Origin of the sequence: Luteibacter anthropi (assembly GCF_023699965.1) — a bacterium.
Classification (GTDB): domain Bacteria; phylum Pseudomonadota; class Gammaproteobacteria; order Xanthomonadales; family Rhodanobacteraceae; genus Luteibacter; species Luteibacter anthropi.
In genome coordinates this window covers 1,668,529-1,682,561 of record NZ_CP077072.1, presented here as the reverse complement: position 1 = coordinate 1,682,561, position 14,033 = coordinate 1,668,529, and the positions used below count along the sequence as shown (strand labels likewise).

The window sequence follows — 14,033 nt, the reverse complement described above, 5'->3', positions numbered from 1 at the left end:
GTGGTCACGCGGAGCGGGCGTCAGGTAGGGCACGGTAGGATGTCGCCGGGCGTTGAATGCGGGGACGTCAGATGTCGATGATGCCGCGGCGCAGGGCGATGGCTACTGCGTGGGTGCGGTCGTTGGCCTGGAGCTTGGCGAGGATGCTTTTCATGTGCGCCTTGACCGTCTCCTCGGCGATGCCGAGTGCACCGGCCACGTCACGATTGGCCTCGCCCATGGCCACACGCCGTAGCACCTGGGTCTCGCGCGGGGTCAGTTCGTCGTCGGCCGCGTATTCCGCCATCTCGTTGGCGATCTCTTCGGGCACGCGCCGCTTGCCTTCCATGATCTGGTGGATGGTGGCCAGCATGTCCTTGCGCAGCTCGCTCTTGAGCAGGTAACCCTGCGCACCCGCACGAAACGCCTTCATCGCCTGCACGTCGCCGCGATAGGTGGTGAGCACGAGGATGCGGGCATCCGGGAATTCCGCGCGGATCTTCTCGATGGCGGCGATGCCGCCCATGCCCGGCATCTGCAGGTCCATGAGGGTGAGATCGGGGCGCACCTGGCGATAACGCTCGATCGCTTCTTCGCCCGTGCTGGCCTCCGCGACCAGTTCGAGGCCGGGCTGCCCCTCGATCACCGCGGCGATGCCTTCTCGCAGCAGGGGGTGATCGTCGACGGTCATGATACGGATGGACGCCATGGAGCCTTGGCCAGAAAGTGGGTACCCCGAGTATCGCGCAAAGGGGAGACGCGCAAATATATGGTGGTCTACATTCCATGACACGCCGTGCACCCGGCAATTGCGACTCTGCGCACAATGAGCAGATCCCGAAGCACGAAAACCCAAGACACGCCGGTAATGGGCAGGATTCGCTGTGGCATCGGTGGCTGGGTATATGCACCGTGGCGTGGAACCTTCTACCCCGAGGGCCTGGTGCAACGGCGTGAGCTCGAATACGCCAGTCGCGCGCTGAGAACCCTTGAAATCAACGGCACTTACTACCGTTCGCCCGATGCGCCAACGTGGCGCAGCTGGGCCGGGCAGACGCCCGATGGATTCGTGTTCTCGGTCAAGGCACCACGGACGATCATGCAGTCACGCGCACTGGCCTCCACGGGCGAGCGCGTGAAGCGTTTCGTGGAGAGCGCCGCCGGGCTGGGTGATCGCCTCGGACCGATCCTCTGGCAACTGCTGCCCACGCGACGGTTCGATCCGGACGACATCGCGGCGTTCCTCGACCTTTTGCCGGAAACGCATTCGGGCCTGCCACTGCGCCATGCCATCGAGGTGCGCCACGAGAGCTTTCTCGACCCGCGCTGGTGCGAACTGGCCCGGGGCCGGGGCATCGCCACGGTCTTCACGGACTCCACCGAGCACCCGTCCATGGCCGATCTGACCGGCCCTTTCGTCTATGCCCGGCTGATGCGCAGCCAGGCCGGGGAGACCTCCGGCTACCCGGGAAAGGCGCTCGACCACTGGGCCCGGCGCGCTGGTGAATGGGCCGCCGGGGGCGATCCTGCCGACCTGCCCCATGTAGAAGGCCCCTCCACCACGATGGTGTCGCGCGACGTCTTCGTGTATTTCATCTCGGCGGCGAAGGAACGCAATCCTGCCGCCGCGGTCGCATTGGACACACGTGTCCATCGCGACGCCTGATTTGTTCCCCTTACGGAAGCCCCATGGATCGTCTTATCCAGAACACCCTGATCGACCTTTTCGCCGAGCACCAGATCGGCCTCGAACCTGATGAAGACTGGCTGCTCACCGAGGGCGACGACTTCCCCGCCTTGCGCGGCATATGGCACGAGGGCAAGGACGGCGGCATGGGGCGGCTCGACCTCGATATCGTGCTCGACGAGGAGCGCACCATCGAGGAAAGCTTCGGAGGCATGGGCGGCGGCAAGGCCGGCTGCCGTGATGCACTGGATAGTTTCGCCCGTAACGATCTCTACGTCGTGCTGGCCGCGTGCTGGCACACGGTGGATCGCGACCGGCTTGCCGTGCGTGAGCTGACTGCCGGTACGCATCGTTTCACCGTGTACGTCGGCGATTTCGCGCTGCGCGGCAACGAGGGTGCGGAGCTGGAGATTCCCGAGGATGTGCTGTCGGCACTGGAAGCGGCCATCGCCACGGCACCGCTGACGAACGACGTGCACTGGATCCGCGTGTTCTACGGCAACGTGGGCGACGGCAAGACGCAGGTCGAAGTGCTGCTCGACAACGAGCCCTGGGCCGCTGGCCACAAGGCCATTGCCTCGGCCGAATGGCCGCAGCGCCCGCACTTCTACAGCCTGCGCAACCTCATCGCCCTGGTGCCCCTCAACTGAATTGTAGGAGCGCGCCTTGCGCGCGACCGGACGTGCCATCGCGTATCCCGGTCGCGCGCAAGGCGCGCTCCTACAGGGCCCGGTATGGCATCGCTTGGCCCGGTCGCGCGCGAGGCGCGCTCCTACATGGCGGGTTGAATCAACCGATGGATGCGCCGCCATCCACGATGATCGTCGAGCCCGTGGTAAACGGCGTGGCCGCCGCGTACAGCACCGCGCGCGCCACATCCTCCGGCTCACCCACACGCTTGGCCGGCACCTTGCCAGCTACCGAGGCGAACATCGCCTCGCGCTTGTCGTCGTCCATGCCATCCCATAGCGGGGTACGAATGGTGCCGGGCGATACGGCGTTCACGCGTACCGGCGAGAACTCCAGCGCCATGCCACGCACAAGCCCTTCCAGCGCCGCATTGATCGCCCCCTGCAACACGGCACCCCCGCTGGGCCGCGTGGCGAGGTAACCACTCACGAGCGTGAGCGAACCGCCATCGTGGATGCGCACGGCGCGGGCCACGCGATACGCGCCCCAGAACTTGCTCTCCATCGCCTTGTAGGCGTCATCGAGCGACAGCTGGCGCACGGGGCCGGAAGGCGTCTTCGCTGCCGATACCACCACGTGGTGCCAGGCGTGCGTCGAAAGCAGGGCTTCGACGGCCAGTGCATCCGCCGTATCGAGCACGACCGCGCGGGCGTCGTGGCCGATGTCCTTCACGGCGGCATCGAGCCTGCCCGGCGAGCGCGAGGCGATGGTGACGCGGGCACCTGCTTCGGCGAAAGCCCGGGCGGTGGCCAGGCCGATACCCGAGCTGCCGCCGACGACGAGAACGTCCTGGCTGGAAAACGAGAACATGCAAGCACCTCACTGTCGGAATGGAATACCCGGCACTATGATCCTTGCGACATTGCCAACAAACCGTCGTCAGACGAATGCACTCTTTCCCGGGCCTTGAGAATGCTCGATAACCTCCTGGAACTGACCGTCTTCGCCCGCATCGCCTCCACGGGCAGCCTTTCAGCCGCCGCGCGCGATCTGGACCTGTCGCTGGCCGTGGTGAGCAAGCGACTGTCCGCCCTTGAGGCGCGGCTGGGCGTGCGTCTTATCCAGCGCACCACGCGTCGGTTATCGCTCACCGACGAAGGGCACAGCTTCCATGCGCGTTGCGTGCGCATCCTCGCCGAAGTGCAGGAGGCGGAAGCGGCGCTGTCGAACAGTCGGGATGAGGTGACCGGCGTGCTGCGGATCACGGCCACGCGAGGTTTCGGGCGACGCTGGATCGCACCGCTGGCGGTCGCGTTCCGCGAACAGCATCCCAGGGTGAGCGTGCACCTGGATCTCAACGATGCGCTGGTGAACATCGTGGATGAAGGCCTGGATGTGGCCATCCGCTTTGGCATGCTTTCGGATTCCTCGCTGATCGCACGGCCGCTGGCGCCGAATTTCCGCGTGCTGTGCGCGGCGCCTTCCTACCTGGCGCGCAAGGGCATGCCGAAAACACCAGCCGATCTTGTTACGCATGATTGCATCGTGTTCGGACCAGGGCCCGGAAAGGAATGGACGTTTCATCGCGATGGAGAATCCGTGGCGGTGAAAGTCACGGCCGCCTTTCACACCAATGATGGCGAGGCCGCGCATACCCTGGCGGTGGCCGGTGGCGGCATCGTGCAGAAGTCGGTATGGGATATCGGCGACGACCTGGGCACGGGGCGGCTCGTGCGCATCCTGCCCGAATTCACCGTGCCTGCCGCGCCGTTGCAGGCGGTGTATGCGAACGCGCAGCATCTGGCGCCGAGGGTGCGGCGATTCGTGGATTTTTGTTCGGAGCGGTTGCGCGAGGCGTGGCGTTGGGGGGAGTGATGTGGGGCATTGGCATTCTGTGGTCGCGCGCGAGGCGCGCTCCGGTATCCATCGCTACGCTTTCGCCCTGACGGTCGCGCGCAGGCGCGCTCCTACACCGCGGCTTGTGTAGGAGCGCGCCTGCGCGCGACCGGACCGGAGCGAAAGGCGTATTGCCTTGGCCGGGGTGGATCAACATTGCAAGAACGCACCGTGCGCGCAACCGCGGCCAGGCCGCGATCAATCCGAATCGCGATACGCCGGCCAGTCCTCCGGCCGCATGATCTCGAACAAGCCCTCCCGCCGCGTGCGACGCGCCAGGCGAAGCACCTCCGCATCGCGCGAAAACAGGACCGACGCACCCGACGCCGCCGCGATATCCAGGAACTTCTGGTCATCCTTGTCGCGACATCTCGGCGGCCGGTTCACGGCAGACATATCGGGAAGCACCTGCAACAGCGCATCGAAGCGCGAGGCAGCCACCTCGCGCTTCGCATCGTCGAGCTTCAGTGTCGGATACGACAGCACGGCCAGCCATTCCTCGCGGCATTCCGCATGCGTCACCGCCTCGACTTCACCGCTTTCGATCGCCGCAAGCAGCGGTGCTGCACGCGGATCCCCGAAAACAAACGCATCCAGGCAGACGTTGGTATCGAGGACAACCCGTGCCGGCATCAGGCCACCGCACCTGCAAGCCGTTCGCGCTGCGCGGCCACGATGTCGTACGAGCGCTTGCGTGCCGCATGATCGAACACCTGCGCGGTGATGATGAGCTCATCGGCCTGCGTGCGTTCGATGAATTCCGCAAGCCCGTCACGCACGGTATCGGGCGAACCGACGATGGCGCACGACAAGGCGTGATCCACCTGCGCCTTCTCCATCGGAGTCCACACCCCTTCCATGCTGTGCACCGGCGGCGGCAGCTGGCCTGGCACGCCACGACGCAGGTTCCAGAACGCCTGCTGCTGCGAGGTGAACAGGCGGCGTGCTTCCTCGTCGGTATCGGCAGCCACGACGTTGATACCAAGCATCGCGTACGGCTTCTGCAACACGTCCGACGGACGGAACATCGTGCGATACACGTGCAGCGCCTGCATCATCAGATCGGGCGCAAAATGCGAGGCGAAGGCGAAGGGCAGGCCGAGCTGCGCTGCAAGCTGCGCGCTGAACAGGCTTGAGCCGAGCAGCCACAGCGGCACGTTCGTATCCACGCCGGGCACGGCACGCACGGTCTGGCCCGGTTGCAACGGTCCGAGATAGCGCTGCAATTCGAGCACGTCATCCGGGAAACGATCGTCGCTCGGCCCCATCGCACGACGCAAGGCACGCGCCGTGCCCTGGTCGGTGCCGGGCGCACGCCCGAGGCCCAGATCGATACGGCCCGGATAGAGCGAGGCGAGAGTACCGAACTGTTCGGCAATCACCAGCGGCGCGTGATTGGGCAGCATGATGCCGCCGGAGCCTACGCGGATGGTCTTCGTCGCCTCGGCTACGTAGCCGATCACCACGGCGGTCGCGGCGCTCGCGATGCCGGTCATGTTGTGGTGTTCCGCCAGCCAGTAGCGGTGGAAGCCCAGCGCTTCGGCGTGGATGGCGAGATCGCGCGAGTTGCGCAGGGCATCTGTCGGGGTGGCGCCACGCACCACGGGGGACAGGTCGAGCACCGAGAACGGAATCATCCTTAAGGTCACCTCGAATAGGGGGAGGCGGCAGACCGCCAATGCGTCCGACATGGGCACCGCAGGCCGCTTTACAACCCTTACAAGGCACGATGGGGAAACAATCCGTTCGGCTCAGCGATGCGCCACGGAACGATGAGGGGAGGAAAATGTACCCATTCGTTCAACCAGTCCGGTTAACCCCGGGGGAGCACACCATGATCGACATCCGTCCCTTCAGCAGCCTGGGTGGCGCCAACCACGGCTGGCTCGATGCAAAGCACCATTTTTCGTTCGCCTCGTACAACGATCAGAAGCGCATGGGCTGGGGCGCCCTGCGCGTGTGGAACGACGACACGATCGCCCCGGGCACCGGCTTTCCGCCGCATCCGCATTCGGACATGGAGATCATCACCTACGTTCGTGAAGGTGCGATCACCCATGAGGACAGCCTGGGCAACAAGGGCCGCACCACGGCCGGCGATGTGCAGGTGATGAGCGCGGGTACGGGCATCCGCCACGCGGAGTACAACGCCGAACCCGGCGCAACCCGGATCTTCCAGATCTGGATCATCCCCGCTGGTGAGCGCAAGGCGCCCTCGTGGGGCACCCGCCCGTTCCCGAAGGGCGAGCGTTCGGGCCGTTTCGTGGCGCTGGCCAGCGGCATGCCCGGTGATGACGAGGCTCTGCCGATCCGTACCGACGCCCGCGTGCTCGGCGCCAGCCTGAAGGCCGGCGAAAGCGTGGAGTATCCGCTGGGCCAGGGTCGTTACGCCTATATGGTGCCGGCCGTGGGTTCGGTGGAGATCAATGGCCAGGCGCTGGGCAAGGGCGATGGCGCGGCAATCCGTGACGAGACCGTGCTGCGGATCGTTGCAAAGGAGGATGCGGAGCTGGTGCTGGTGGATAGTGCGGCGTAAGTAGCAGGTAGCCGGCGGGGTGGCTTTGCCGCTCCGTCGGCTGTCGCGCGCAAGGCGCGCTCCTACAGGGGCATCCTGTGCGTCGCGCTTGATGGCTGTCGCGTGCGAGGCGCGCTCCTACAGGGATTCGGTGCCTTGTAGGAGCGCGCCTTGCGCGCGACCGGTCACGGCTTGTGTTTCATCAACCCGTGCGTGAACAGGTAAGCCGCCGTCTGGTAATACGTAATCGCATCCTTCCCGTCGCGCGGGTCCGGATGCTCCACCGGCGTAGCGTCGCCCGTGGTGAACTGCGGCACCATTTCCTTCACCGGCATACGCGGCACCAGCGAGGTCAGGCGACCGTCATGCAGGTAGCCCAGCTCCTGATAGGTGCTGACGAAAGCCCGCTCGCGACCCGGCTCCAGTCGGAACAGGTCGTAGCCATAGAAGTGCGAGTCGTAGCTGAAACCCAGCATGCCCAGCACCGTCGGCGGCACGTCGATCTGGCTGATCACGCGGTCGATCACGCCCGGCTGCACGTGCTTGGGCGAATAGATGTAAAGCGGGATGTGGTAACGGTCGATCGGCAGGCTGGTCTTGCCCGCGCTGGTGGCGCAATGATCGGCCGTGATCACGAAGATCGTATCGTCGAACCACGGCTTGGTGGCCGCACGCTTCAGGAAATCGGCGATGGCCCAGTCGGTGTACTGCACCGCCGCGTTGCGCATGCCCTGCGGCAGCGGCACGCGGCCGGCCGGGAAGGTGAACGGGCGATGGTTCGAGGTGGTCATCACGTGGCCGAAATACGGCTTGCCCTTCGCATACGCCGCGTCCATGCGCTTGATCACCAGCGTGTACAGATCTTCGTCGGCCACGCCCCACACGTTCTCGGCGTGGATGTCCTTGCTGTCGATGACGTTGCGATCCACTGCCGCGTAGCCATTGCTGGCGAAGAAGTGGTTCATGTTGTCGAAGTAGCCGTAGCCGCCATAGACGAACTCCGACACATAGCCCTTCGCATTGAACACGTCGGCAAGCGACCAGAGGTTCTCGTTGTCCGGACGCTTCACGATGGACTCGCCCGGCGTCGGCGGCACCGAGAGCGCCAGCGCCTCCAGCCCGCGCACCGTACGGGTGCCGTTCGCATACATCTGGGTGAAGAACAGGCTCTTCGAGGCCAGGGCGTCGAGGTTCGGGGTGAGGCCGCGGTGCTTGCTGACGTCCAGGCCTTCCACGTAGTCGCCGGACAGGCTCTCGACGCTGATCAGCACCACGTTGAGTTTCTTCTCAGGACGGTCGGCGGTGATATGCCGGGTCAGGTCCATCGGGTCGGTGCTGGTGAAGGTCGCGTCGGGCGTCTTCAGCAGGCTGCGCAGGTTGGCGAAGGCTTCGCCATCGGGGATGGTGGGGTAGTACTTGGTGTAGTCGAGCTGGTTGTCGCGGAAGGCCGCGAAGAACTGGTAGATGCCGTTGCCGGCCAGCTCGTTCACGTAGTTGTTGCGCGACTGGTCCTTCATGGAACCATCGACCGCGAAGCTCACCGCCACGGTCAGCAGCAGCCACACGCCCACCACGGCGCTGCGGCCGCGGAAGCGCGAGCCGTTGTCTTCGGCGCGCAGGGGGCGCCGGCTGAACCACATGACCAGGATGGTGGCCGCCAGCAGCAGCAGCGACCACGTCACGATCGGGTACGATTCGCGGATGTTACCGACCACTTCGTGGGTGTAGACGAGATAATCGACGGCGATGAAGTTGAATCGCGCGCCGAACTCGCCCCAGAACACCAGCTCTGCCGCACCCAGGTAGAGGATGGCGAAGGCCAGTACGAAGCAGAAGCCCAGGAAGATCCGGTGCCCCCAGCGCGAGAGGTAGGCCCGTCGCGGCAGCAGCCAGAGCACCAGCAGCAGCGGCCAGCCCATATAGATATAGGTGATCAGGTCGTAGCCCAGGCCCACCGCGAACAGGTAAAGCCACATGCCGGGGTCATGGGGCACCTCGTGCCCCGTATGCACCAGCAACACCAGACGAACCAGGAAGGCCACGCCCACGAAGAGGGCGCCGAACCAGATAAGAGGCCGGAAACGCTGCCGTAGCGCGCCGGGTGCCGGGTTAACAGGACGCATGATGCCTCGCGATCAGAACCGGCCGGGACGGCGGGCTGTCGCGGAATCGTAAGAATCCGGGCTTACGGGTGGCTTTCCATAAGCTTAGGGGAACCTTTCATCACACGGGATTGTCGTTCCCGCTGCCCTCCCAAGCCGCTCTGTGGCACCCTACACGACCTTTATCGATACAAGTGGAGTCGCGGCAGGGTGGAGCACGAAACGAGGACCGAGCTCCCGACGACGACCGACCCGACCCTGGCGAAGCCGGCGCTGTACGCGACGCTGCTGCGCCGTGCGGGCGGCCCGTTGCTGTCGGTGGCCCTGCTGTGCCTCGCCCTGTGGGCCCTCCATGCGATGGCCAGCGAGGTCACGTACCGGCAGATCGCCCACTACGTGCACCGCCTGCCGAATACGGACATCGCCCTGGCCGTGCTGCTGACCGGCGCCGGCTATGCCGTGATGACGCTGTACGACTGGTTTGGCCTGGCCAGCGTCGGCAAGCGCCTGCCGGCCAAACGGGTGGGCTTCATCTCGTTCATCAGCTACGGCTTCTCGAACGCGCTGGGCATGTCGCTGCTGGTTTCCGGCTCGATCCGCTACCGCTTCTACCTGCAGGCCGGCCTCACCACGAGCGAGATCGCCCGCGTCGTGCTCTATACGACGCTGAGTTTCTGGCTGGGCCTCACCGCGATCACGGGCGTCACGCTGCTGATCGTGCCGATACCGCCCGAGGTACCGCTGTCGGGCCTGCGCATTCCGCTGGCCATCGTGCTCACGCTGGTGCCCCTGGCCTGGTTCATCCTTTCGCTGACGATGCGTCGTCCGATCAGGGTGTGGCGCTGGGCCATGCACGCGCCGAAACCGGCCGTGGCCGCCCGGCAGATCCTCATCGGCGCGCTCGACTGGGGCCTGGCCGCCGGCGTTCTCTACGTGTTGATGCCGCAGGAGATCGTGGGCGGTTTCGGCCATTTCCTGGCGCTGTTCGTGCTGGCGCAGATGGCGGGCCTCATCAGCCACGTGCCGGGCGGCCTGGGCGTGTTCGAAGCCGTGCTGCTGGCGGGCTTCGGCGCCACCGGCAACCAGGGCCTGGAAGCCCCCATCCTGGGCTCGCTGGCCGCCTATCGCCTCGTCTACTACCTGCTGCCGCTGGCCGTGGCCACGCTGATGGTGATCTGGCGCGAGGTGCGGGCGTTGCGCCATGCGGCACTCATCACGCCCTGGTTCAGCAGCCTGCTGCCGCCGTTCTTCGCGGGGCTGACGCTGGTCTGCGGCGCGGTACTGCTGTTCTCGGGCGCCACGCTGGCGATCCCCGGACGCATGGAGATCCTGCGCGGTTTCGTGCCACTGCCGCTGGTGGAGGTCTCGCACTTCCTGTCCAGCATGGTCGGCATGTTGCTGCTGATCCTCGCGCGTGGCCTGCAACGCCGCCTGGATGCCGCCTACGTACTCACCCTGATCCTGTTGCTCGTCGGCGCAATCCTCTCGCTGCTCAAGGGCATCGACTACGAGGAAGCCACCCTGCTGTCGCTGCTGGCCCTCGCCCTGGCACCCGCCCACAAGCATTTCTACCGGCGTGCATCGCTGTTCCGCGCCACCTTCTCGGTGGGCTGGGTGGTCGCGATCCTGGCCGTGCTGGGCTGCGCCACCTGGCTGGTGTTCTTCAGCTTCAAGCACGTCGAATACAACAACAATCTCTGGTGGGAATTCAGCTTCCGCCACGGCGGTGCGCCGCGCGCCCTGCGCGCGCTCGTGGGCGCCGCGGCCGTGGTGATGCTGTTCGCGCTGGCCAACCTGATCCGCCCGGCACGCCCACGCCGCTCGCTGCCCGGCGAAGCCGAGCTTGGCCGGGCCATGCCGCTGCTCAAGCATTTCGGCTCGGCCCAGGCCCATCTGGCGCTGGTCGGCGACAAGATGCTGATGTTCGCGCCCGACGACCGCGCCTTCATCATGTATGACATCGAGGGCCGCAGCTGGGTGTCGATGGGCGATCCCGTCGGGGACGACGAGGAAGCCCGTCGTGAGCTGGTCTGGGCCTTCCGCGAGGAATGCGAGCGTGCCGGCGGCTGGCCGCTGTTCTACCAGGTGCGCCCGGAAGATCTCGACCTGTATCTCGAAGTAGGCATGAACCTGCTGAAGATCGGCGAAGAAGCACGCGTGCGCCTGGAAACCTTCAACCTCGACGGCAAATCGAAGAAGACCCTGCGCGGCACCGTCAACAAGCTCACGCGCGACGGCCTGCGCCTGGAGATCGTGCCCATCGACGAGGTGCCGGCCCTGCTGCCGCGCCTGAAGAAGATCTCCGACGCCTGGATGCGCGACAAGAAGGTGCGCGAAAAGCGCTTCTCGCTGGGCCTGTTCAACGAACGCTATCTCGCCCGCACACCCATGGCGGTGGTCTGGCAGGGCGACGAGCCCGTGGCCTTTGCCAACATGTTCCTCACCGAGTCGAAGGAAGAAGCCTCCGTCGACCTCATGCGTCACCTGCCAGAGGGCCCTTCCGGCATCATGGATTTCCTGTTCATCGAACTGATGGTCTGGGCGAAAGCCGAGGGCTATCGCTGGTTCAACCTGGGCATGGCCCCGTTGTCAGGCCTCACCAACCGGCGCACGGCGCCACTGTGGAGTCGCTTCGGTGCCATGGTGTTCGGCCGGGGCGAGCGTTTCTACAACTTCCGCGGCCTGCACAAGTACAAGGAAAAATTCGATCCGGAATGGGAGCCACGCTACATCGCCGTGGCCGCCGGCATTGCCGTGCCCCTCGCGCTGGCGAATGTCGCCAGCCTGATTTCCGGTGGTCTGGGTGGAGTGGTGCGCCGGTGACGTTTACTGCAAAGAAAGTTGTTCGCTATGTGCTGCTTGCGATCGTCGCGCTGGGCGCGCTCGCACTGCTGGCCTGGCATCCATGGACGCATGCATCCATGGAGAAATCCACCGTGGAACTGCCGGCGCTTGCCTCGCCTCCGAAGGGCGAGGAAGACCTGCTGGTGGTGATCTATTCCGGCGACGGGGGCTGGTGGGATCTCGACCAGCGCCTGGGCGCCGTGTTCGTCCAGCGCGGCATTCCCGTGGCCGGCGTCAGCACCTTCAAGTATTTCTGGCGCTATCGCTCACCCCAGGAGTCCGCACACGACCTCGACGGCCTGCTCGACAAGTACACGGCGCAGTGGAGCAAGAAGCGCGTGCTGCTGATCGGCTATTCGTTCGGCGCCGACGTGCTGCCCACTATCGTCGGCATGATCCGGCCCGACAATCGGGCAAAGCTGGCACAGCTCGTGCTGCTTTCGGGCAGTCGCGACGTCAACTTCGAGATCGAGCTCGAGGGCTACATGAAGCAGGGCTGGTGGACCACCCACACGCACAACTTCCTGCAATGGCTCAATCCCGTGGTGCATACCGACGCCATGCCGCCTATCGTGCAACTCGGCGGCAAGCCACCGATGGCCTGTTACTACGGCCAGGAAGACGCCGATGACAGCCTCTGCACCGATCACCGGCTGCCGTCCTTCGTCACGGTCTACCAGAAACCCGGCTCGCACCATTTCGACGAGAACTACGAAAAGCTGGCTACCGAGCTGATCCAACGCATGCCGGCCGGCGCCTCCACATCGCCTTAACCGGGAATCGGCCGATTCGCCCGGCCGCTTCGTCACGAAAGCTTCACCCGCACGCCACCGGAAATTTCTCTTCCGGCGTTCAACCTGCCTGTGCGGGTGGAGGCGTGCGCGGAGAAGAACCATGCAACGAGAACCGGGAAAACGCGACTACGGAACATCTGATTGCGCACGCCTGCGCAGCCTGGCGAGCCGGGGAAGTCCTGTGCCCACGCCTGTGAAACGCGCACCCAGGGACGTGCGCCCGCCTGCGCGCAAGCCTCGTCATGAGACGCATGCGCCAGCATAGGCTGAATTTATGGCGACCACTGCCGTATCGGTAAAGCCGTACGAATTTTAAGACTTCTCCTATATCCGGCCGGCCTTCACGTCTGGAAGATGAAGGCCGTCTCCCGCTCAGCCTGCCAGCGGCGGGAAACGATATCGTCGATGACCGATCCGACGGCAGGATGCCGTCCGTCCCTAGCGCCAGGATCGATCCCCCCTTCATCGGCGATAGCGCCGCGTCGGTTTCGCCGGGCCGCGTTATAACGGTGGCTAGCGCCATCAGACCCAGGGACGGTCACCATGGCCCTGCGCGTGAGCGCCAGGGCCATGTTTTTTGGTGCCATCGACTTTACAGCCGCGTGCACCGACCTCTAGGCTCGACGGATGGGCTGCTTACCAATTCCTCTCTTTGCCTTGCTCGGCTGCGGCATCGGTTACCTGGTCGACTCGCGTCCCGGCTCCTTGTGGGGCGCCGGTATCGGCCTGCTCGTCGGGCTGGTGCTCACCGTGATCGTCTTCCGCGCGATGCGGCGGGCAAACCGTTAATCCGGCCGGCCGAAAAACACCGACACGCCCAGCCCGGCAATCAGCGATGGGCCGTGGCTGCCGATCCGGTGTAGTGCATAGGCATCCAGCTGTGCGTGATTACCGATGTCGTAGGCTACACCGCCGCCGGCCTGCACTTCGTTGCCGTTGTCGGCGTCGTGGATGAGATCGGCCTCGACATAGGCTGTCCAGTGATCGCCGAAGCGGCGGCCGAACGTGGGAGCCACCGTCCAGGTGTTGTGGCGGCCGAGGCGATCCAGGTTTACATAGAGCGTGTTCTGGTGAATGTCGTCGGGCTTCCACTGCATGGTGGTGCCCAGCGTGTACTGGCGTGCATCGTTGCTGAGGTCGTGGTCACCGTTGGCGAAGGTGACTTTCGCGAGCGCTGCCCAGGAAAAGGCACCCGCGTCACCGGAACCCCCGGGTGCGAATTTCATGCCGACGCTGCTGTCGCCGTGGCCCAGGTGATGGCGATGCAGGCCGACGTCGCTCTCTTCGAAGCGGTTCCACGCCGAACCGCCGAACTGCCATTCCAGCGGGCCGCCCAGCCCGATACGAAACAGGCTGTCGGCGGTATACGTGCCTTGCAGGACGCCGCCCGGACGTTCGCGCTGATAGGTCGGCAGGCCCTGTTCCCACGCGAGCGTGCCCAACGGCACGGTCGTCGTGGCGAAACCCGCGCCAGGGCGGTCGAAGTCGGGCGGGTCGGCGAGGACGCCTTGCGAGGCAACGAGCAGGAGGAGGGGCGTCAGCCGGCGTAAATTCATGCGGGCATTGTCGACGGCGCCCGTCACGCC

13 protein-coding genes are annotated in these 14,033 nt (G+C 65.3%); 7 read left to right on the top strand and 6 right to left on the bottom strand.

Translation table 11 applies throughout. The features are described 5' to 3' along the window. Nucleotides 1-67 precede the first annotated feature (67 nt). On the bottom strand, nucleotides 68-688 hold the full coding sequence (locus tag KR767_RS07515; RefSeq protein WP_166945922.1) for a response regulator: 621 nt from the start codon (nucleotides 686-688) through the stop codon (nucleotides 68-70). A gap of 159 nt (nucleotides 689-847) precedes the next feature. Between KR767_RS07515 and KR767_RS07510 the strand changes: the two genes are divergently transcribed. Together KR767_RS07510 and KR767_RS07505 are read left to right on the top strand one after the other, a co-directional pair. Continuing rightward, nucleotides 848-1,645: a DUF72 domain-containing protein gene (locus KR767_RS07510; RefSeq protein ID WP_250878671.1), complete on the top strand. Its 798-nt coding sequence runs from the start codon at nucleotides 848-850 to the stop codon at nucleotides 1,643-1,645. A 23-nt stretch (nucleotides 1,646-1,668) separates the two neighbouring features. Beyond that, a complete protein-coding gene (locus KR767_RS07505) occupies nucleotides 1,669-2,316 on the top strand; it encodes a DUF6348 family protein (protein WP_250878670.1) in 648 nt (215 codons plus the stop codon). A 139-nt stretch (nucleotides 2,317-2,455) separates the two neighbouring features. On the opposite strand, the gene KR767_RS07500 is transcribed toward KR767_RS07505, so the two are convergent. Beyond that, nucleotides 2,456-3,166 (bottom strand): SDR family oxidoreductase, encoded by a 711-nt coding sequence (locus KR767_RS07500; RefSeq protein WP_250878669.1) that lies wholly within the window; start codon nucleotides 3,164-3,166, stop codon nucleotides 2,456-2,458. A gap of 102 nt (nucleotides 3,167-3,268) precedes the next feature. Between KR767_RS07500 and KR767_RS07495 the strand changes: the two genes are divergently transcribed. Then, nucleotides 3,269-4,171, top strand: a complete 903-nt coding sequence (locus KR767_RS07495) for a LysR family transcriptional regulator (RefSeq protein WP_250878668.1) — start codon at nucleotides 3,269-3,271, stop codon at nucleotides 4,169-4,171. A gap of 219 nt (nucleotides 4,172-4,390) precedes the next feature. Here KR767_RS07495 and KR767_RS07490 read toward each other — a convergent pair whose 3' ends face one another. Together KR767_RS07490 and KR767_RS07485 are read right to left on the bottom strand one after the other, a co-directional pair. Beyond that, entirely contained in the window at nucleotides 4,391-4,825 is a 435-nt protein-coding gene (locus KR767_RS07490; RefSeq protein ID WP_250878667.1) for a putative toxin-antitoxin system toxin component, PIN family, read from the bottom strand. Further along, nucleotides 4,825-5,829: an LLM class flavin-dependent oxidoreductase gene (locus KR767_RS07485; protein ID WP_166945911.1), complete on the bottom strand. Its 1,005-nt coding sequence runs from the start codon at nucleotides 5,827-5,829 to the stop codon at nucleotides 4,825-4,827. The genes KR767_RS07490 and KR767_RS07485 overlap by 1 nt, the downstream gene beginning before the upstream one ends. 197 nt (nucleotides 5,830-6,026) lie before the next feature. On the opposite strand from KR767_RS07485, the gene KR767_RS07480 reads away from it, so the two are divergent. Next, entirely contained in the window at nucleotides 6,027-6,728 is a 702-nt protein-coding gene (locus KR767_RS07480) for a pirin family protein (RefSeq protein WP_250878666.1), read from the top strand. A 164-nt stretch (nucleotides 6,729-6,892) separates the two neighbouring features. Here the strand turns inward: KR767_RS07480 and KR767_RS07475 are convergent, their stop codons facing one another. Continuing rightward, nucleotides 6,893-8,830 (bottom strand): LTA synthase family protein, encoded by a 1,938-nt coding sequence (locus KR767_RS07475; protein ID WP_250878665.1) that lies wholly within the window; start codon nucleotides 8,828-8,830, stop codon nucleotides 6,893-6,895. 189 nt (nucleotides 8,831-9,019) lie between these two features. Between KR767_RS07475 and mprF the strand changes: the two genes are divergently transcribed. From mprF to KR767_RS07460, 3 genes are all read left to right on the top strand, one after another. Further along, nucleotides 9,020-11,632 (top strand): bifunctional lysylphosphatidylglycerol flippase/synthetase MprF, encoded by a 2,613-nt coding sequence (gene mprF, locus KR767_RS07470; protein ID WP_250878664.1) that lies wholly within the window; start codon nucleotides 9,020-9,022, stop codon nucleotides 11,630-11,632. Then, nucleotides 11,629-12,426, top strand: coding sequence for a virulence factor (locus KR767_RS07465; protein WP_250878663.1), 798 nt, complete (start codon nucleotides 11,629-11,631; stop codon nucleotides 12,424-12,426). Before mprF ends, KR767_RS07465 begins: the two co-directional genes overlap by 4 nt. A gap of 648 nt (nucleotides 12,427-13,074) precedes the next feature. After that, on the top strand, nucleotides 13,075-13,236 hold the full coding sequence (locus tag KR767_RS07460) for a hypothetical protein (RefSeq protein ID WP_166945904.1): 162 nt from the start codon (nucleotides 13,075-13,077) through the stop codon (nucleotides 13,234-13,236). On the opposite strand, the gene KR767_RS07455 is transcribed toward KR767_RS07460, so the two are convergent. Beyond that, nucleotides 13,233-14,003: a transporter gene (locus KR767_RS07455; protein ID WP_250878662.1), complete on the bottom strand. Its 771-nt coding sequence runs from the start codon at nucleotides 14,001-14,003 to the stop codon at nucleotides 13,233-13,235. The genes KR767_RS07460 and KR767_RS07455 overlap by 4 nt on opposite strands. Nucleotides 14,004-14,033 lie beyond the last annotated feature (30 nt).